The following is a 16,964-nucleotide window of genomic DNA, read 5'->3' as shown; positions in this document are numbered from 1 at the left end:
TCCGGGTTGCATCGGCCACAGTGGACGTCTAGGAGTGGAAGTGATGGGTGAGGTGGTGAACCGCGCACCGCAGCGCTGGAGCGGGCGCGACGACGGGCCGGGTCCGGAGCACCTCCGGTGGCACCACGTCGTTTCCGGCGACGGTTCCGCGGACATCGCGTTCGTCGGGTTCCGCAGCGATGAGGGGGTCCGCCGCAACAAGGGCCGCCAGGGCGCCGCGGACGGTCCGCGAGCCATCCGCGAGGCGCTGGGCTCGATGGCCCTGCCCGCCCCGCTGGAGGCAGTGGACGTCGGCGACGTGGAGGTCGTCGGCAACGCGTTGGAGGAAGGTCAGCAGCAGCTCGGCGACGTGCTCACCAAGCTGATCGACGACGGCCGGTTGGTCGTGGTGTTCGGCGGCGGCCACGAGATCGCCTACGGCAGCTACCTCGGCATCTCCGGATCGGAGCGGGTGCGCTCCGGGGCGAAGCTCGGCGTGCTCAACCTCGACGCCCACTTCGACCTCCGCGCGGACGCGACCCCGAGCTCCGGTACGCCGTTCCGGCAGATGGCCGAGCGGGAGCGGGAGCGCGGTGCGGACCTGCACTACGCGGCGCTGGGCATCAGCCAGCCGAGCAACACCAGGACCCTGTTCGACACCGCCGACGAGTTGGGCGTGTCCTACCTGCTCGACGAGGACTGCGGCCCGACGAACCTGGCCGTCGTCGACGAGTTCGTGGACCGGTTCCTAGCTGGCTGCGACGTCGTCTACCTGACGATCGACCTGGACGTGCTGCCTGCGGCTGTCGCCCCGGGCGTGAGTGCGCCGGCCGCCTACGGTGTGCCGCTGGAGACCATCCAGCACGTGTGCGACCGAGTAGCGGTCAGCGGCAAGTTGGCGTTGTGCGACGTCGCCGAGCTCAACCCCGAGCTCGACATCGACAACCGCACCGCCCGCACGGCCGCCCGACTGCTGCACCGGATAACCACCAAGCACACCCGCTAGGGGAAAGCCATGCCCGAGCACGAATCCGCCCGTGAAATCACTGACGACGTCTTCGCGGACATGTTCGAAGAGGAGCAGGACACCATCCACCGCGGACTCGAGTAGTCCGGCTCCTGGGAACCTGTCTGAAGCACTCGTTTTGCGTTGCGGTGCGGGTGGGCTATGCGCCTGGCGCCGCATCAAAGACGAAGACCAGGATCGAAGACAGGATCTGAAACAGCGCCCTCGCGACTTCGGTTGCGGGGGCGCTGTGCTGTTGATGGTGGAGATCGTTGCGTGGGATTCTCGGTCGATCCCGTCGGGCACCGGGTTGACCTGAGCTTTAAGCGATCACGCGCAGATGGCGGAATTCGCCGGAGTCCACCGGCTCAGCCCGCTTCGTCGACCGGGCTAAATGTCGTCGCGCTCGGTCAGCCGGGAATCGTGGTCGCGCCGGAACTCGCTCGGGTTGACGCCCCGGACCCGTTTGAACGCTGCGCTGAACCCGAACGGGTCCGCGTAACCCACGCTGCGGGCGATCTGCGCGACGGTCGCGGCTTCTTGCTCGACCAGCAGGTCTGCTGCGAGCGTCATGCGCCAGTGGGTGAGGTAGGTCAGCGGCGGTTGGCCGACCAGGTCGGTGAACCGCTTGGCCAGCGTCGAACGCGACACCCCGGTGCGCTCGGCCAGCGCGGCGACCGTCCACGGTGCCGCTGGTTCGGCGTGCAGCAGCCGTAGCGCGGCGCCGATCACTGGGTCCCCCTGAGCGGCCCACCAGGCCGGGGGTTCACCTCCGGGCCGGTCGAACCACTCGCGCAGCGTGCAGACCAGCATCCAGTCCAGCAGCCGGTCGAGTACGACCTGCTGGCCCGGTGTGTCGACGGCGACCTCGGCGGCTACGTGGTCCAGCACGGCGTCAGCCGTGCCTCCGGCGCCCACGCGCAGCACGACGGGCAGCGCGTCGAGCAGTCGGCGGCTGATCTCGCCGCGCACCGGATAGGCGCCGACGATCAGGGTCGTCGCATCGCGGTCGTCTCCGGTGCTGTCACGCCAGCCGAGCCGGTGCCGGGTCCCGCCCTGGTCAGGCGTCGCGCAGTGCTCACCGCACGTGATCGGTTCGGCTTGCGTGCCGACCTCGTCGACGAAGGTGAAGGTGGCAGGACCGCGCACGACGATCGTCTCGCGGGTGCGGAGCAGCTCTGGTGGGCCGTGCTCCGGCACGATCCAGCCCGCCCCGGTGAGGACGGTGCACAGCGTCAGCGGTGCGCCGTCCACGAAGTGCAACGCCCAGGGTGGGGACAGGGTCGAGCTGCCGAACAGCGAGCCGTGGGCTCGCACCCCGCGGATCAGGTCACCGAACACGTCCACCTCACCGAAGTTAGACGAACACGCAGGCAATCCGGCTTCTCACCCATGGGATCGTCCGAGCTCGCCGTGTTCAATCGGCGTCATGACCACCAGTTCGCTGACCGCCCAGGATCTCGAGTTCCTCCGACGCCCCCTGCACGGGTTCCTGTCCGTGGCCGGAGGGCCACTTCCGCCGCAGCCCCGTCCGGTGTGGTTCGAGGCCACTGCGGAGGGCACGATCCAGCTGTTCACCGGACCGGACACGCTCAAAGTGCGGCGCCTGCGCCGCGACCCCCGCGCCTCGATCGTCGTCGCCGCCCCGGTGGGGGAGCGCGAGCGCTGGCTGTCGGTCGCCGGCCGCATCACGGTGGAACCCGACGGCGCGCATGACCTGTGCTCCCGACTGGCTGCCCGTTACTGGGACCTCGACGACCCGGTCCGCGCCGCCGAACTCGCCGGAATGCTGGCCGAAGATCAGGTCCGCCTGGTCATCCGCCCGGAGTCCGTGAAGCGCTTCGCGAACTGGCAGCCTCTCGCACTGGAACGAGCTCAGTCCCAGGTCTCGCCAGCGGTCATGCCGAACACCCGCTAGGGGAAGCGATGCCACGAATCGACCCGTGAGGTCGGGGCAAAGCTTTTCCCGTCGCGGCCGAGGAGATCGAGCTGCGCGACGTCGAAGGCGTCCTGGTCGCGGTGATCCGCAACGAGGCTCCCTGGCGCGACGAGTCCGGCGCGTACGGCGCCGGGCCGGTCCAGGGTGTCGGCGACCCCAGCGGTGTGCTGCGCCGGATGCGCCCATCCGCCGCGGAGGTTCGGGCGAACCTGCCTGCTGGACCTGTGCTGGAGGTGCTGCCGGAGGAACCGCTGCACCACCGCGAGCTCGCCCAGGTCCGCGAGCTGGCCGCCGAGCACGACGCGCATGTCCTGGTGCTGCCGCGGATGAGTGGTCCGCGCCCGGAACTGCTCGTGCAGGCCGCCGAACCCGAACTCCGCCTCACTGCGAGGCCTCGTCGAACAGGTCAGCCGACAAGGCAAAATCCCCTCCCCGTTCGACTCCTGAGCCGGCCAGCCAAGTGCTGGCCCGGGAGCGGAAGCTCGCCGGGGTGAGGTTGCCGGTGCCGCGGGGGAGGGCTGCGACGATCGGGACTCCGGTCACGCGGGGTAGCTCGGTGCGGTTGCACCGCTCGGCCAGGTCGAGCTCGTCCGGGACCGCGCCGAGCACCAGCCCTGTTGGTTCCAGGCCTCGGGAGCGCAGGGCGTTGACCGTCAGTTCGGTGTGGTTGAGGGTGCCGAGTCCGATTCGGGTCACCACGTACACCTGCACCGGGTGGTCCCGGGCGAGGTCTGCGGCGAGGTCCAGCAGGGTTGCGCCCTCGGTGTCGAGGCGGACCAGCAGCCCGCCGGAGCCCTCCACGATCACGGTGTCGTGGGTCCGGGCCAGTTCTCGGATGCGAGCGGCGTGCGCGCTGATCGGCGGGATCTCGATGCCGCGCAACCGGGCGGCCGTGTCGGGCGCGAGGGGGTCTTCGAGGCCGGTGAACTCGGTGACCTCGCAACCGGCCAGGTGCGCCACGGCGCGGATGTCGGGCTCGTCGGTGCCGATGCCGGTCTGCGCGGGCTTCACCACGATCGTGCCCGGACCGGAGCGGACCGCGAGGGCCGCGGTGGTCACGGTCTTGCCCACACCGGTATCGGTGCCGGTGACAACGATGATCACGGCGAACTCCGGTGATCCTTGACGACGTGGACCAGCACGTCGACCGCGTGCTCCCAGCGCTCGTCGTCGAGGCCGACGTGCGTGGTAATCCGGAGTCGGGAGATCCCGTCGGGCACCGACGGCGGCCGGAAGCACCCGACCCGGACCCCGTCCGCGAGCGCCGCGGCCTGCGCCGCGATGGCGACCTGCGGCGACGGCATCGGCACCGAGAGCACGGCGCCCGCCGACCGCGGCACGCCGAGCCGGTCGGCCAGCTCACCGCCGCGCTGGTGGATCCGCGACGGGCGAGTGGGTTGCCGACGCAGGCAGCTGAGAGCGGTCAACGCCGCAGCGGTGGGCGCTGGTGCCAGCCCGGTGTCGAAGATGAACGGGCGGGCCCGGTTGACGAGGTGGTCGACGAGCGCTGCGGAGCCGAGCACCGCACCACCCATCGCCCCAAGCGATTTCGACAGCGTCGCGGTCATGACCACGTGCGGGTTGCCGGCCATGCCGTTGGCGTGCACCAATCCTCGGCCACCGTCGCCAACCACACCTAGCCCGTGCGCCTCGTCGACTACGAGGAACGCGTCGTGGTCGGCGCAGACCTCGGCCAGGTCCGCGAGCGGGGCGGCATCGCCGAGCACCGAGAAGACCGACTCGGTCAGCACGAGCGCTCGTCGGCCACCGGCTGCGGCCAACGCGGCCCGGACCGCGGCGACGTCGTTGTGCGGGACCACCTCGATCGCCGCTCGGGACAGCCGCGCGGCGTCGATCAGCGAAGCGTGCGCATGGGCATCGGAGACGATCAGCGACTGCTTGTCCGCCAGCGCGGTCACCGCGGACAGGTTCGCTTGGTAGCCGGTTGAAAAGACCAGCGCCGCCTCGTGATCGGTGAACTCGGCGAGTTCGCGCTCCAAGTCGGCGTGCAGCGTGGTGCTACCGGTCACCAGCCGGGAGGCGCCCGCCCCGGCTCCCCAGCGCAACGCGGCGTCGGCAGCCGCTCGGCGCACCTCGGGGTGGCAGCTCAACCCCAGGTAGTCGTTGTTGGCGAGGTCGATGACGTCCTCGTCGGCTGCCCGAGGTCGCAGCGCGCGTTGCAACCCGGCGTCCTCGCGTCCGGCCCGCTGCTCGGCGAACCACTCCGCCCAGATGCTCATCCGGCCTCCGCAGCGGCGGCGATCCCGGCGCAGATCGCGGCGATGTCGTCGTCGGTGCACACGTAGGGCGGCATGGTGTAGATCAGATCCCGGAACGGGCGCAGCCACACGCCTTCGGCCAGCCCCGCTTCGGTCGCCTTGACCACGTCGACGGAGTGGTCGAGCTGCACCACCCCGACTGCACCGAGGACGCGCACATCGACGGCGTCGATCCCGTGCAGCGCCTGCAAACCGGTGTTGATCCGCTGCACGTCGGAAGCCCAGTCGCTGCTGCTCAGCAAGTCCAGGCTGGCCGAAGCGACGGCGCAGGCCAGCGGGTTGCCCATGAAGGTGGGCCCGTGCATGAGAACGCCGGAATCGCTGCTGGACAGGCTGCGGGCTACCTTCGCCGTGCACAGCGCGGCGGCCAACGACAGGTAGCCGCCCGTGAGCGCTTTGCCGACGCACAGCACGTCCGGGGTCACGTCGGCAGCCTCCGCGGCGAACATGGTGCCAGTTCGGCCGAAACCGGTGGCGATCTCGTCGAAAACCAGGACCAGCCCGTATTCGTCGGCGACCTCGCGGAACACCGTCAGGCATTCGGCGGGGTAGGGGTGCATACCGCCGGCACCTTGCAGCAGCGGCTCCACGATCAGCCCGGCGAGTCGGTCCGCGTGCTCGGCTGCGAGAGCGCGAAAACCCGCGGCCCACGCGTCGACATCGGCGCTGTGGCGGGGCGGGCGTTCGCCGAACACCTGCTCAGGCAGCACGCCGGACCACATCGCGTGCATGCCGCCGTAGGGGTCGCACACGCTCATGCAGTCGAAGGTGTCGCCGTGGTAACCGCCGCGGACGGTGAGGAACCGGGTTCGCCCCGGCCGCCCGGCACCGCGCTGGTACTGCAGCGCCATCTTCATCGCCACCTCGATGCTCACCGATCCGGAGTCGGCGAGGAAGACGCGGTCGAGGCCGTCCGGTGCGAGGTCGATCAACCGCCGGGCCAGCTCGACCGCAGGCTCGTGGGTGAGCCCGCCGAACATCACGTGCGACATCTGGTCGAGCTGGCGGCGCACCGCGTCGTCGAGCACCGGGTGCCGGTAGCCGTGGATGGCCGACCACCACGACGCCATCCCGTCGACCACCGCGCCAACGCCGTCGACGGTGATCCGGCTGCCCGAGGCACCGGTGACCAGGCGCGTCGGTGTCGGATCGATCATCGAGGTGTACGGGTGCCACAGGTGCTCGCGGTCGAAGGCGAGCAGTTCTCCCGGCATCATCGAAAGCCCTGCCTTTGATCGTGGTCGTTGCTTGCGCCGCCGCGGGTTCTCAGGCGTTGGGGAGGACGTCGGTGCCCGCACCGCGACGCCGGATCGCCGGGTCGATCGGCCGCGCGTCCTGCTGCGCCAGGTGTTCCTCGGAGCCTTGGACGACGAAGCCGTTGTCCCGGATCATCTCCAGGTCCGCCGCAGCCGCCTGACCTTCCGAGGTGAGGTAGTCGCCGAGGAAGATCGAGTTGGCGACGTGCAGCGCGATCGACTGGAGCGAGCGCAGGTGCATCTCGCGGCCACCGGCGATCCGGATCTCCTTGTCCGGGCAGACGAAGCGCGCCATCGCCAGGATCTTCACGCAGCGGGTCGGGGAGAGCTCCCAGGTGTTCTCGAACGGGGTGCCGTCGAAGGGCATCAGGAAGTTGACCGGGATCGAGTCGGAGTTCAGCGCCCGGAGCGCGAACAGCGCCTCGACGAGCTGCTCGTCGGTCTCGCCCAGGCCGGCGATCAGTCCGGAGCAGGGGGAGATCCCGGCACCTTTCGCCTTTTCCACGGTGTCCACCCGGTCGGCGTAGGTGTGCGTCTGGACGATGTTGTCGTGGTGGCTCTCGGCAGTGTTGATGTTGTGGTTGTAGGCGTCCACTCCGGCGTCCTTGAGCCGCTGCGCCTGGCCGTCCTTGAGCAGGCCCAGGCAGGCGCACACCTCGACGCCGGGGTGCTCCTCCTTGAGCGCTGCGACCACGTCGGTGACCTTGTCGATGTCCCTCGTGGACGGCCCGCGGCCGGAGGAGACCAGGCACACCCGACTGGCGCCGCCCTCGATCCCGGCACCGGCCTGCTCGAGGGTTTCGGCCTCGGACAGCCACGAGTACTTGAGGATGGGGGCGTTGGACCCCAGCGCCTGCGAGCAGTAGTTGCAGTTCTCCGGGCAGAGCCCGGATTTCAGGTTCACCAGGTAGTTCACTTTCACCGTGTTGCCGAAGTGCGCACGACGCAGCCGACCCGCCGCGGCGACGACTGACATCAGCTCGGCGTCGTCTGCGCGCAGCACCGAGAGGGCGTCTTCGGGGGTGGCCGGTGCCCCGGCGAGGACGGCATCGGCGAGCTGGTCGAAGTGGGCGCTCATCGCTTCTCCCCAGTGTCTGTCGGACAGCAACCTGAACAGTGTTCACCTGAACGGCGTTCAGGTTAGACTGGGTGGGGCGACCGGTCAACGGGAGGTTCTGCGTGCGCTATCACCGCAACGACGTCGTGGCCCGCGCGATCGCGGTTCTCGACGAGTACGGGCTGGAATCGCTGACGATGCGCCGGCTGGCCACCGAGCTCGGGGTGCAACCGAGCGCGCTCTACCACCACGTGCCGAACAAGCAGACGCTGCTGGCCGCGATCGCCGACGAGATCCTGGCCCGGGGCCGCCGCCCCCGCCGGGCCGTGCGGTGGGACGAGCGCGTGGTCGAGGTCTGCCGGGAGCTGCGGGATGCGATGCTCGCCTACCGCGACGGCGCCGAGGTGGTCGTCACCGCGCACACCTTCGGGCTCGGTGCTGGTGAACCTGCCGACCGATTGAGGGAGGCGTTGCGCGACGGCGGTCTGCCCGACGACGTGGTCGACGTCGGCACCCGAGCGCTCCTGCACCTCGTCTTCGGCCACACCACCGAGGAGCAGATGGCGCTGCAAGCGGCGAGCGCTGGAGCGATCGACCGGACGCCCGGGGGACCGGCCGACTTCGAGCGAGGCCTCGAGCTGGTGCTCGACGGGCTCCGCGCCAGAGTCAACAGCTGACGCCGCTTCAAGGACAGAACGCCGAAGTCAGTTCCAGGTCTCGCCGGTGGTCAGGCCGAACATAGCCCCGTTCAGATCGGTGACCAGCAGTGCGTCGCCCAGCAGCGGATGGTCGATCCGGTCGGCGACCTTGCTGCCCACCGCATTGACCCGGGCTTCCGCCGCGTCGAGGTCGTCCACCGCGAAGAAGCACAGCCAACCCCAGCCCGCCGCGCTGAGCTGGTCCGTCCGGGACGCCAGCGGGCGGTCGGCGACGAGGTAGTTCGCGCCGTGCGGTTCCGGACGCACCGTCAAGTTCAGGGTCTCGGACCAGAACGCGTCAGCGCGTTCCGGATCGCTGGCGGCCAGCTCGATCCAGCGCGGCTCGCCCGGGCGGGGCGGCGGCGCCCACGGACCGTGCTGGGCGCGGCCCTTGGCGACCAGTGCCATCGCGTCGTCCGGTCCGGTCAGCGCGCAGCTCTGGACCTTCCCGGCGAACACCGGGTGCCAGCCGGGCTGCTCGCCCGCACGGGGCTTGCGGATCCTGGCGCAGCGGCGGTTGCCCACCCAGCAGTCGAAGCCGCGACCGGTCGGTTCCGGGATCCAGCCGAGCAGCGCCCGACAGCGGACCGCCGAGGCCACCGGGTCGGGGCTGATCAGGTCGACGCGGCGCAGGCCGCGGACCAAGGGTCGTGCGGGCACGATCGACACCTCGTCACCGCTGGGGACCAGCTCATCCTGGTCACCTTCGACGTCCCGCACAATCCTCCGTTCGCCTCAGAGCCTGTTGGTGGATGGTTTGGGTGGGTGGTCGCTTAGCGGAATCTGAGTGCTTCCCCGGACTGCGGGTGCCCCTCCTGATGTATGTCCAATACACGGCGGAGGGGCCGTCCTCGCCAGGAAACCACTCGGAACCCGCCGGTGGTCGACCCGCGTAGGCGGATGCAAGCGGCTCCACAGGCACGGACGGCATTCGCCGACAGGCCCTTACCGCAGCCGCTCCAACTCCACGGCCACCTCCACCACCTGTGCCGCCAGTTTGCGCAGCTCGCCGTGATCAGCGGCGTCGTCCGCCGCGGTCACCACGTCCTCGGCCGCGCAGCGCAGCTGGAACAACCGGTCCTGCAGGTCGGCCAGCTCCGCGGCCGAGAGCACCACCGCGTCCTCCGGCAGGCCGCCGCGCTGCACCGCGGTGCGGCGCTCGTAGGCGCGCTGCCTGCAGGACTGCGCGCAGTACATGCGTGGACGTCCCTGCCTGCCGGCTTCCGGAACGCGCCGTCCGCACCAGGCGCAATGCCGGACTTGCCGTTGCCGACGGGTGGGCTGGGCCGAGATATCCACGATCGATCACGTTAGTCAAGGGCCCCGCCTGCGCGATGGCGGCACGCCGATCGGGCAGAGTTGTGCGATGTGACGCATCCTTTCCTACTCGGTCCCCGGCCCCGCGCGTTCGCGCACCGCGGATGGCATCTCGGGGAGCTGCACGACCTGGAGAACTCGCTGAGCGCGTTCCGCCGCGCCGTCGAGGAGGGCTTCCACTACATCGAGACCGACGTCCACGCGACTGCCGACGGCGTGGTGGTGGTCAACCACGACGAGACGCTGGAGCGCACCACCGACGGGCGCGGCACCATCCGGCGGCTGCCGTGGTCGGCGGTGCGCACCGCGCGGATCGGCGGCCGGGAGCCGGTGTGCTCGCTGGACGCGGCGCTGGAGGAGCTGCCGGACACGTTCTTCAACATCGACGTCAAGGACGACTCGGCGGTCGAACCGGTGCTGCGCACTCTGCGTGAGCACGACGCCTGGGACCGCGTGTGCCTGGCGTCCTTCGCCGAGCACCGGTTGACCCAACTGCGACGTGCCGCCGGCCCGCGACTGCTGACCTCGACTGGGAAGCGGTCCGCAGGGCTGCTGTGGCTCGGCTCGAAGTGGGGCGGTTGGCCGCTGCGTTCGCTGGTCGTTGGAAGCGCGGCGCAGGTGCCGCAGGAGTTCGGCAGCCTGAGCGTGATCGACCGCAAGTTCGTTCGTCAAGCGCACCGCTGGGGGATCGAGGTGCACGTCTGGACCGTCGACGATCCCGCCGAGATGCGGCAGCTGCTCGGCATCGGGGTGGACGGGCTGGTCACGGACCGTCCCGATGTGCTCAACGACGTGCTGCGCGAGCGGTTCGGCGACCCGCGGTCGGAGATCGGCAGGTGAGTACAACTACGCATTGTTCCCGCTTGGGCCTCCACCGTGTTCGGCTGAGCCAGTAAGGTCCGGTTACCCCCAATCGAGTGATGTTGGCTTCGGAGGACCGAACGGATGAGCGTGATGGGCAGCGACGTGGCACCGGACGCCGCGCAGCGGCGTCGGGAGCAACGTGGCTGGTGCTGGTACGACTGGGCCAACTCGGTGTTCCCGACGTCGGTCTCGACGGTCTTCCTCTCGCTCTACCTCACTTCGGTGGCCACCGCGGCGGCCCAGGTGGACACCAACCGCAACGGTCCGAACCCGTGCCCGGCGGGCAACGCCCTGGTGGACTGCGACATCTCGATCGCCGGACTGAGCTTCCCGGCGGGATCGCTGTGGGGCTACCTGCTGTCGGTCTCCACCGTCGTGCAGGTGCTGGTCCTGCCGATCACGGGAGCGATCGCGGACCGGACCCGCAGCAAGCGGCTGATGATGGGCGTGCTGGCCTTCGGCGGCGCCGCGACCACGGCGCTGCTCGCGCTGGTCGGCGGGGAGAACTGGCAGCTGGGCGTGGTGCTGTTCATCATCGCCAACATCTGCTTCGGCGGCTCGGTGGTCGTCTACTACTCGTTCCTGCCGGAGATCGCCGACGCCGATGAGCGGGACATGGTCTCCAGCAAGGGCTGGGCGTTCGGATACCTCGGCGCCGGTGTCGCGCTGGCCCTGCACCTGGTGATCTACCTCTTCCACGACTCGGTCGGCCTGGACGCCGACGGCGCGGTGCGGCTGGTCTTCCTGTCCTCGGGCGTGTGGTGGGCGGTGTTCACGCTGCTGCCGCTGGCGGCGCTGCGCGACGGCGGCGAGCCGGCGGAGGACGCGCCGCGTGCGACCTCGACGGTCCTCGAGGGCTTCAAGCAGCTGAAGAACACCCTGCTGGAGGCCAAGCACTACCCGCTGACCCTGGCGTTCCTGGGCGCCTACTGGATCTTCACCGACGGCATCGCCACCGTCGTCCAGGTCGCGCCGCAGTACGGCAACCTGGAGCTGAAGCTGCCGCAGGACGCGCTGATCGTCACCGTGCTGATCGTGCAGTTCATCGCCTTCGTCGGTGGCATGCTGCACGGCTGGCTGGCCAGGTACATCGGCGCCAAGAAGACGATCCTGATCAGCCTGGCGATCTGGCTGGTCGTGGTCATCGCGGCGTACTTCGTGCAGGCCGGGCAGGCGAACCAGTTCTACGGCCTGGCGGTGGGCATCGGCCTGGTGCTCGGCGGAACGAACGCGCTGTCCCGGTCGTTGTTCAGCCAGATGGTGCCGCCCGGCCGGGAAGGCGAGTACTTCTCGCTGTACGAGGTGGGGGAGCGCTCGACCTCGTGGATGGGCCCGCTGGTGTTCGCCGGGGTCGGGCAGGCCACCGGATCGTTCCGGCTGGCCATCATCTCGCTGGTGGTGTTCTTCGCCCTCGGCCTGGTGCTGGTCGCCTTGGTGCCGGTGCGCCGGGCCATCGAGGCGGTCGGCAACCCGGCGCCGAAGGTGCTCTGAGCGGATGTTCCGGGTGGCGGTGCGAGTCGCCGCCACCCGAAACGGGATGTGGCCGTGGCTGCGGATTGTGCCTGAAGGGTGACGCTCCGCACTCGCTCTGCCATTCCAGGGCCGTTGCTCCAAGCTGGTGATGGGTGGACTGGGCAAGAAAGGCATGTTCGGAATATGCCGGTACGCTGCGTTGTGAAAGAAGTGCACACAGTACCGATACATTCCGTTACTTCTTTTTCGTTGATCTAGCCCTTCCGGGGCGTGATCTATGTCCCACTCTCGACGTTTTCCCTGGACCTGGTTTAGCCATAGTGACTCACCATCTGGCACTATCACCCGTTCGAACGCACCTATAGTTTGCCAGTGGAATAACGCGTCACGAACGCGGACCGACTGCATCTCTAGGGAGAAGGCTGTCGTTGACGGGTGAACAACGTCACCGACGGCAACCAGAAGCATCACACCGGGAACAGACGGCGGGGCTCCCGTCGTTGCACACGGTGAGCACAACCGCTCGGGCTCGGCCCCGGGCCGAAGTGAAAGGAACCGTCATGGCCGACCGCGTTCTGCGTGGCAGCCGGCTCGGAGCAGTGAGCTACGAGACCGATCGCAACCACGACCTCGCACCGCGCCGGACGGTGCGCTACGCCTGCCCCAAGAACCACGAGTTCGAGGTGCCGTTCTCCGACGACGCCGAGGTGCCGCCGACTTGGGAGTGCCGTCTGCACGGCAGCGAGTCGAAGATCATCGACGGCAACGAGCCGGAGCAGAAGAAGGCCAAGCCGCCGCGCACCCACTGGGACATGCTCCTGGAGCGTCGCACCATCCCGGAGCTCGAGGAGCTGCTCAAGGAGCGCCTGGACCTGCTGCACGCCCGCCGCGGCCAGTAGGAGCAACACACGGAAAAAGCGCCTGGGATCAGCTCCCAGGCGCTTTGACGTGCTTCTCAAACTCTATCCACGCGTTTTGCGTGGCGGTGCGCCTAGCGAACCTCAGCGCCGTAGTGAGCGGAGAACCTCTGCTGCTTGGTGGCCGCGGCGGCGTAGTCCCCACTTGGTGACTCGGACCAGTGCTTCGCGGACGACTTCGGCGTCCATCTTCGAGTTGCCGTTCTCGCGCTCCACGAAGGTGATCGGCGCTTCCACCACTACGAACCCGGCTTCGACCGCGCGCCACGCCAGGTCCACCTGGAAGCAGTAGCCCTGCGAGGCGACGTTGTGCAGCCGGACCGTTTCCAGCACCTCGCGCCGGTACACCCGGAAGCCTGAGGTGATGTCGTTGATCGACACCCCCAGCGCCAGCTTCGAGTAGGTGTTCGCGCCGCGGGACAGCAGCGCCCGGTACCAGGGCCAGTTCACCGTCTGCCCGCCGGTCACATAGCGGGAACCCAGCACCACGTCGGCTCCGGTGCCGTCCGGCCCGATCATGCCGATCAGCCGGGGCAGGTCCTCCGGGGAGTGCGAGCCGTCCGCGTCCATCTCGATGATCGCGTCGTAGTCGCGGGCCAGCGCCCAGTCGAACCCGGCCACGTAGGCCGCGCCCAGCCCGGCCTTCTCGGTGCGGTGCAGCACCTGCACCCGCTCGTCGTCGGTGGCCAGCCGGTCGGCGATCTCGCCGGTGCCGTCCGGGCTGCCGTCGTCGACGATCAGCACGTGCGCCGCGGGCACTGCGGCGAACAGCCGTCGCACGATCGGCTCCAGGTTGTTCCGCTCGTTGTAGGTGGGTACCACCACCAGCACCGCGTCGGCACCACCGTCAGGGGTTCGCCGGGTCGACATCCAAGTCCTCCTAGCCGGTCGCGCGGACCGGCCGTGCGTTTCGGGTGTTGTTTCGGGGGTCAGCTGGGGAAGTGCGTGGTCATTCTGCAACCACCCCTCAGTCGTCCGCGCTGCGCCGGGGCCGCCACCAGGTGAAGAGCAGCGAGCCGACCGTCAGCACCACTGCCGCCCACGTCGGAGCGGACCCCAGGGTGGTAGCCACGGTCTGCGTCGAGCGCAGCGGCACCTCGGCGATCAGATTCTGCGCGGTGAACTGCTGGGTCTGCTCGCTGACCGACCCGTCCGGCTGCACGACGGCGCTGACCCCGCTGGTCGAGGCCACCAGGACGGCGCGCCCGTGCTCGACGGCGCGCAGCCGGGCCATCGCGAGCTGCTGGTAGCTCATCTCGGAGTGGCCGTACCAGGCGTTGTTGGTGGGCACCGCGAGCACGGTGGCGCCCTGCTGGGCCGCGCCGGTGAACACGTCGTCGTAGGCGACGTCGTAGCAGATGCCCACGCCCACCCGGATGTCGCCGACCTTGAGCACACCCGGCTGGTCGCCGGGCACCATGTCCTTGGGGAAGCGGTCCACGAACGGGCTGACCAGGCGCGCCACCGAGCGCATCGGGATCGTCTCGGCGAAGGGCACCAGGTGCTGCTTGACGTAGCGGTCGCCGGCACCGGTGGCCGGGTCCCACCGGACGATCTGGTTGCGCGGCTGGCCGTCCGCGTCGGTGCCGATACCGCCCACGATCAGCGGGACGCCGAGCTGCTCGGCGATTGCGGACAGGTTCGGGTCGGTCCGGCTGGGCCCCCAGCTGCCGACCTGCTCGGGCAGCACCACGAAGTCCGGCTGCGGTACCCGTCCCGCCTGCACGTCGGCGACGAGCTGCTGCGCGGCCCTGATGTGGTTGTCGTGCAGCGTGCCGTCCTCGTAGAGCAGTCCGAGCCCGATGTCGGGCGCGTTGCCCTGCACGAGCGCGACCCGCGCGGTGCCGGCGTTGGCGTCGGTGCCGATGAACGGCAGCATCACCACGCCACCGATGATCGGCACGAGCACCGCGGCCAGCGGCGCGGCCCAGCGGCGCGGCTCATGCCGCCGGTGCACCAACTGCGCCAGGCCGCCGCCGATCAGCGCGACCGCGAACGACACCAGCGCGCTGCCCCCTAGCGCGGCCAGCGGCAGCAGCAGCCCGGTGTCCTGGGTGAAGGCCAGCCGGCCCCAGGGGAAGCCGCCGAACGGCACGATGGAGCGCACCATCTCGGAGGTGACGAACACCGCCGCCATCCACACCGGTCCGCCGGGCAGTCGGCTGACCCGCGCCATCCCGGCACCGGCGAGTCCGATGAACAGCGCCTCGACCCCTGCCACGCCAGCCCACGGCCACGGACCGAAGTCGGTGCCGAGGAAGTCCTGCAACCAGCCCAGCAGCGGCAGCAGGAAAGCAAACCCGAACAGCAGGCCGTAGCCGAACCCGGCGCGGGCGCGGCGCTGGTAGACCACCCCGGCGAAGACGGCGAACGCGAGAGGCGCCAGCCACCACAGCTCCCGCGGCGGTGACCCGGCGTAGAGGGCGAACCCGGCCGCGATGGTCGCGAGCACACGCAGCAGGCAGTGCAGCAGCCCGGTCGATCGACGTGTGGTCCTGCTGCGATCCGGCCGTGCGGTGCGCTTCGCACGAGTCGTGGGGGAAGCCAAACGATCAACCTTCTAGGTGCTGCCGTACCGGCCGGGCCGGGACGCCGAACGTTGTGCGAGTCAGCGTGCGCGGGCGGTCGGTGCGCACCAAACAAATGTACGCCGAGTGGGCGGGGCGTAACTGGCCTGGGCGAAGCGGCGGCTGATCAGGTGGTGCTGGATCGAGGTCGGTGCGCCGGGTTGACCGGTCCGCCATGCTGGGGCGCGAGTCGATCTAGGAGGTCTCGCGTGCCGGAGGAAATCGGTGCTGGGCAGCACCCGGTCATCGCGTTGCACGGCTGGTTCGGTTCGGGCGCGGCTTGGTGGCCGCTGCACCCGCACCTGGACGGAAGCCGGTTCCGCTACGTGTTCCCGGACTACCGCGGCTACGGCGAACGCATCGACGAGCCCGGCACGCACACCCTCGAAGAAGCCGCGCGGGACGTCCTGGCGCTCGCCGACGAGCTGGGCTTCGACCGGTTCTCGCTGATCGGCCATTCGATGGGCGGCGCGGTGATGCAGCGAGTGCTGGCCGATGCGCCGCAGCGGGTGCGTGCGATGGTCGGGATCTCCCCGGTGCCCGCCAGCGGCGTCCCGTTCGACGACCAGGGCTGGGCGCTGTTCACCGGCGCGGTCGAGGAGACCGGCAACCGGCGCGCCATCATCGACCTGACCACCGGCAACCGGCTGACCGGTGTGTGGCTGGACGCGACCGTGCGCCATTCCCTGGAGCACTCCGACCGCCAAGCGTTCGGCGACTACCTGACGGCGTGGGCGAAGGCCGACTTCCACACCGAGATCCAGGACAACCCGGTGCCGGTGAAGGTGATCGTCGGCGAGCACGACCCCGCGCTGGGCGCGGCGACCATGCAGGCGACCTTCCAACAGCACTACCCGAACTGCGCGCTGGACACCCTGAGCAACGCCGGCCACTACGCGATCGACGAAACCCCGGTCGCACTGGCCACCAGCATCGAGCAGTTCCTCACGACCATCGACACCTGATGATCGCGGGAGCTCTGCCGACCGGCCAGTGAGACGTCGGCTCCGCTGCGCCGCGATGGAACTACTGTTCCTGTCGTGAAGAAGACGATCACGCCGTCCTGGCGGCTGACCACTGCAGTTCTGGCCACCGCCCTGATCGGAGCGGGTGCGCCCGCCGCCTACGCCGCGTTCGGCGACGAGGCACCGGTGCAGAGCGGGCGGGGCACGCCGTACGTCGAGACCAGCCTGATGTTCGGCACCGTGCGTCCCGACGGTGGAGCGCCGGTCACCGACGAGCAGTTCCACTCCTTCGTCGACGAAGTCGTCACGCCGCGGTTCCCGGCGGGGCTCACGGTCCAGGACGGCTACGGCCAGTACCGCGACGCCAACGGCGTGATCGAGAAGGAGCGCTCCTTCGAGCTCGTCCTGCTCTACCCGGTCAACGAGTACCAGGACACCGACCCGAAGATCGAGCAGATCCGCACCGAATACACCCAGCGCTTCGCCCAGGAATCGGTGCTGCGCATCGACGACCGGACCGCAGTCGACTTCTGACCCGGCCGCGTCACCCGGGGCTTGGTCATGTTCTCGCCCAGCGCGGCCATGTCGATGCAGGCGCGCAGGGAGCGGCCGATCAACCGGCTGATCTCGTGGGTGCGGCCGCCGAT

17 protein-coding genes and 2 pseudogenes are annotated in these 16,964 nt (G+C 69.6%); 8 read left to right on the top strand and 11 right to left on the bottom strand.

The window, feature by feature from the left end:
* The first annotated feature begins 43 nt into the window (after positions 1-43).
* Positions 44-985, top strand: coding sequence for a formimidoylglutamase (gene hutG, locus ACWCO2_RS21835; RefSeq protein WP_450129591.1), 942 nt, complete (start codon positions 44-46; stop codon positions 983-985).
* A gap of 390 nt (positions 986-1,375) precedes the next feature.
* Here the strand turns inward: hutG and ACWCO2_RS21830 are convergent, their stop codons facing one another.
* Positions 1,376-2,332 (bottom strand): cupin domain-containing protein, encoded by a 957-nt coding sequence (locus ACWCO2_RS21830; protein WP_450129590.1) that lies wholly within the window; start codon positions 2,330-2,332, stop codon positions 1,376-1,378.
* 82 nt (positions 2,333-2,414) lie between these two features.
* Between ACWCO2_RS21830 and ACWCO2_RS21825 the strand changes: the two are divergent.
* Positions 2,415-2,831 (top strand): annotated as a pseudogene (locus ACWCO2_RS21825) (pyridoxamine 5'-phosphate oxidase family protein); the annotation flags it as partial.
* 68 nt (positions 2,832-2,899) lie between these two features.
* Here ACWCO2_RS21825 and ACWCO2_RS21820 read toward each other — a convergent pair.
* The 5 genes from ACWCO2_RS21820 to bioB all read right to left on the bottom strand — a co-directional run bounded on the left by ACWCO2_RS21820 (position 2,900) and on the right by bioB (position 7,537).
* Positions 2,900-3,232 (bottom strand): hypothetical protein, encoded by a 333-nt coding sequence (locus ACWCO2_RS21820; RefSeq protein WP_450129589.1) that lies wholly within the window; start codon positions 3,230-3,232, stop codon positions 2,900-2,902.
* 73 nt (positions 3,233-3,305) lie between these two features.
* Entirely contained in the window at positions 3,306-4,028 is a 723-nt protein-coding gene (gene bioD / locus ACWCO2_RS21815; protein ID WP_450129588.1) for a dethiobiotin synthase, read from the bottom strand.
* Positions 4,025-5,164, bottom strand: a complete 1,140-nt coding sequence (locus ACWCO2_RS21810) for an 8-amino-7-oxononanoate synthase (protein WP_450129587.1) — start codon at positions 5,162-5,164, stop codon at positions 4,025-4,027. The genes bioD and ACWCO2_RS21810 overlap by 4 nt, the downstream gene beginning before the upstream one ends.
* Positions 5,161-6,420, bottom strand: coding sequence for an adenosylmethionine--8-amino-7-oxononanoate transaminase (locus ACWCO2_RS21805; RefSeq protein WP_450129586.1), 1,260 nt, complete (start codon positions 6,418-6,420; stop codon positions 5,161-5,163). Before ACWCO2_RS21805 ends, ACWCO2_RS21810 begins: the two co-directional genes overlap by 4 nt.
* A gap of 49 nt (positions 6,421-6,469) precedes the next feature.
* A complete protein-coding gene (gene bioB, locus ACWCO2_RS21800; protein WP_450129585.1) occupies positions 6,470-7,537 on the bottom strand; it encodes a biotin synthase BioB in 1,068 nt (355 codons plus the stop codon).
* A 101-nt stretch (positions 7,538-7,638) separates the two neighbouring features.
* On the opposite strand from bioB, the gene ACWCO2_RS21795 reads away from it, so the two are divergent.
* Entirely contained in the window at positions 7,639-8,193 is a 555-nt protein-coding gene (locus tag ACWCO2_RS21795) for a TetR/AcrR family transcriptional regulator C-terminal domain-containing protein (RefSeq protein ID WP_450129584.1), read from the top strand.
* A gap of 27 nt (positions 8,194-8,220) precedes the next feature.
* Here ACWCO2_RS21795 and ACWCO2_RS21790 read toward each other — a convergent pair whose 3' ends face one another.
* On the bottom strand, positions 8,221-8,934 hold the full coding sequence (locus tag ACWCO2_RS21790; protein WP_450129583.1) for a VOC family protein: 714 nt from the start codon (positions 8,932-8,934) through the stop codon (positions 8,221-8,223).
* 225 nt (positions 8,935-9,159) lie between these two features.
* Positions 9,160-9,516, bottom strand: a complete 357-nt coding sequence (locus ACWCO2_RS21785) for a hypothetical protein (protein ID WP_450129644.1) — start codon at positions 9,514-9,516, stop codon at positions 9,160-9,162.
* A gap of 66 nt (positions 9,517-9,582) precedes the next feature.
* Here ACWCO2_RS21785 and ACWCO2_RS21780 point away from each other — a divergent pair, with 66 nt between their 5' ends.
* From ACWCO2_RS21780 to ACWCO2_RS21770, 3 genes are all read left to right on the top strand, one after another.
* Positions 9,583-10,371: a glycerophosphodiester phosphodiesterase gene (locus ACWCO2_RS21780; protein WP_450129582.1), complete on the top strand. Its 789-nt coding sequence runs from the start codon at positions 9,583-9,585 to the stop codon at positions 10,369-10,371.
* Positions 10,372-10,476: 105 nt separating this feature from the next.
* Positions 10,477-11,886 (top strand): MFS transporter, encoded by a 1,410-nt coding sequence (locus ACWCO2_RS21775; RefSeq protein WP_450129581.1) that lies wholly within the window; start codon positions 10,477-10,479, stop codon positions 11,884-11,886.
* Between the two features lie 542 nt (positions 11,887-12,428).
* Positions 12,429-12,767 carry an RNA polymerase-binding protein RbpA gene (locus tag ACWCO2_RS21770; RefSeq protein WP_450129580.1) on the top strand — a complete coding sequence of 113 codons (339 nt, stop codon included), beginning with the start codon at positions 12,429-12,431 and terminating at the stop codon, positions 12,765-12,767.
* 102 nt (positions 12,768-12,869) lie between these two features.
* On the opposite strand, the gene ACWCO2_RS21765 is transcribed toward ACWCO2_RS21770, so the two are convergent.
* Both ACWCO2_RS21765 and lnt read right to left on the bottom strand, forming a co-directional pair.
* A complete protein-coding gene (locus tag ACWCO2_RS21765; RefSeq protein WP_450129579.1) occupies positions 12,870-13,655 on the bottom strand; it encodes a polyprenol monophosphomannose synthase in 786 nt (261 codons plus the stop codon).
* Between the two features lie 97 nt (positions 13,656-13,752).
* A complete protein-coding gene (gene lnt / locus ACWCO2_RS21760; RefSeq protein WP_450129578.1) occupies positions 13,753-15,333 on the bottom strand; it encodes an apolipoprotein N-acyltransferase in 1,581 nt (526 codons plus the stop codon).
* A gap of 228 nt (positions 15,334-15,561) precedes the next feature.
* Here lnt and ACWCO2_RS21755 point away from each other — a divergent pair, with 228 nt between their 5' ends.
* Both ACWCO2_RS21755 and ACWCO2_RS21750 read left to right on the top strand, forming a co-directional pair.
* Entirely contained in the window at positions 15,562-16,317 is a 756-nt protein-coding gene (locus ACWCO2_RS21755; protein WP_450129577.1) for an alpha/beta fold hydrolase, read from the top strand.
* 75 nt (positions 16,318-16,392) lie between these two features.
* Positions 16,393-16,851, top strand: a complete 459-nt coding sequence (locus ACWCO2_RS21750; RefSeq protein WP_450129576.1) for a DUF3574 domain-containing protein — start codon at positions 16,393-16,395, stop codon at positions 16,849-16,851.
* Between the two features lie 29 nt (positions 16,852-16,880).
* On the opposite strand, the pseudogene rph reads toward ACWCO2_RS21750, so the two are convergent.
* Positions 16,881-16,964: pseudogene (gene rph, locus ACWCO2_RS21745) on the bottom strand (ribonuclease PH); the annotation flags it as partial.

The sequence above is a fragment of the Saccharopolyspora sp. NPDC002376 genome (genome assembly GCF_053593195.1).
This window is presented reverse-complemented; position numbering and strand designations above follow the sequence as displayed.

Bases quoted from the DNA above. Each gene is read 5' to 3' on its own strand.
- hutG (WP_450129591.1), top strand. From the start codon at position 44: ATGGGTGAGGTGGTGAACCGCGCACCGCAGCGCTGGAGCGGGCGCGAC.
- ACWCO2_RS21820 (WP_450129589.1), bottom strand. From the start codon at position 3,232: ATGCGCGTCGTGCTCGGCGGCCAGCTCGCGGACCTGGGCGAGCTCGCG.
- ACWCO2_RS21810 (WP_450129587.1), bottom strand. From the start codon at position 5,164: ATGAGCATCTGGGCGGAGTGGTTCGCCGAGCAGCGGGCCGGACGCGAG.
- ACWCO2_RS21805 (WP_450129586.1), bottom strand. From the start codon at position 6,420: ATGATGCCGGGAGAACTGCTCGCCTTCGACCGCGAGCACCTGTGGCAC.
- bioB (WP_450129585.1), bottom strand. From the start codon at position 7,537: ATGAGCGCCCACTTCGACCAGCTCGCCGATGCCGTCCTCGCCGGGGCA.
- ACWCO2_RS21775 (WP_450129581.1), top strand. From the start codon at position 10,477: ATGAGCGTGATGGGCAGCGACGTGGCACCGGACGCCGCGCAGCGGCGT.
- ACWCO2_RS21770 (WP_450129580.1), top strand. From the start codon at position 12,429: ATGGCCGACCGCGTTCTGCGTGGCAGCCGGCTCGGAGCAGTGAGCTAC.
- ACWCO2_RS21765 (WP_450129579.1), bottom strand. From the start codon at position 13,655: ATGTCGACCCGGCGAACCCCTGACGGTGGTGCCGACGCGGTGCTGGTG.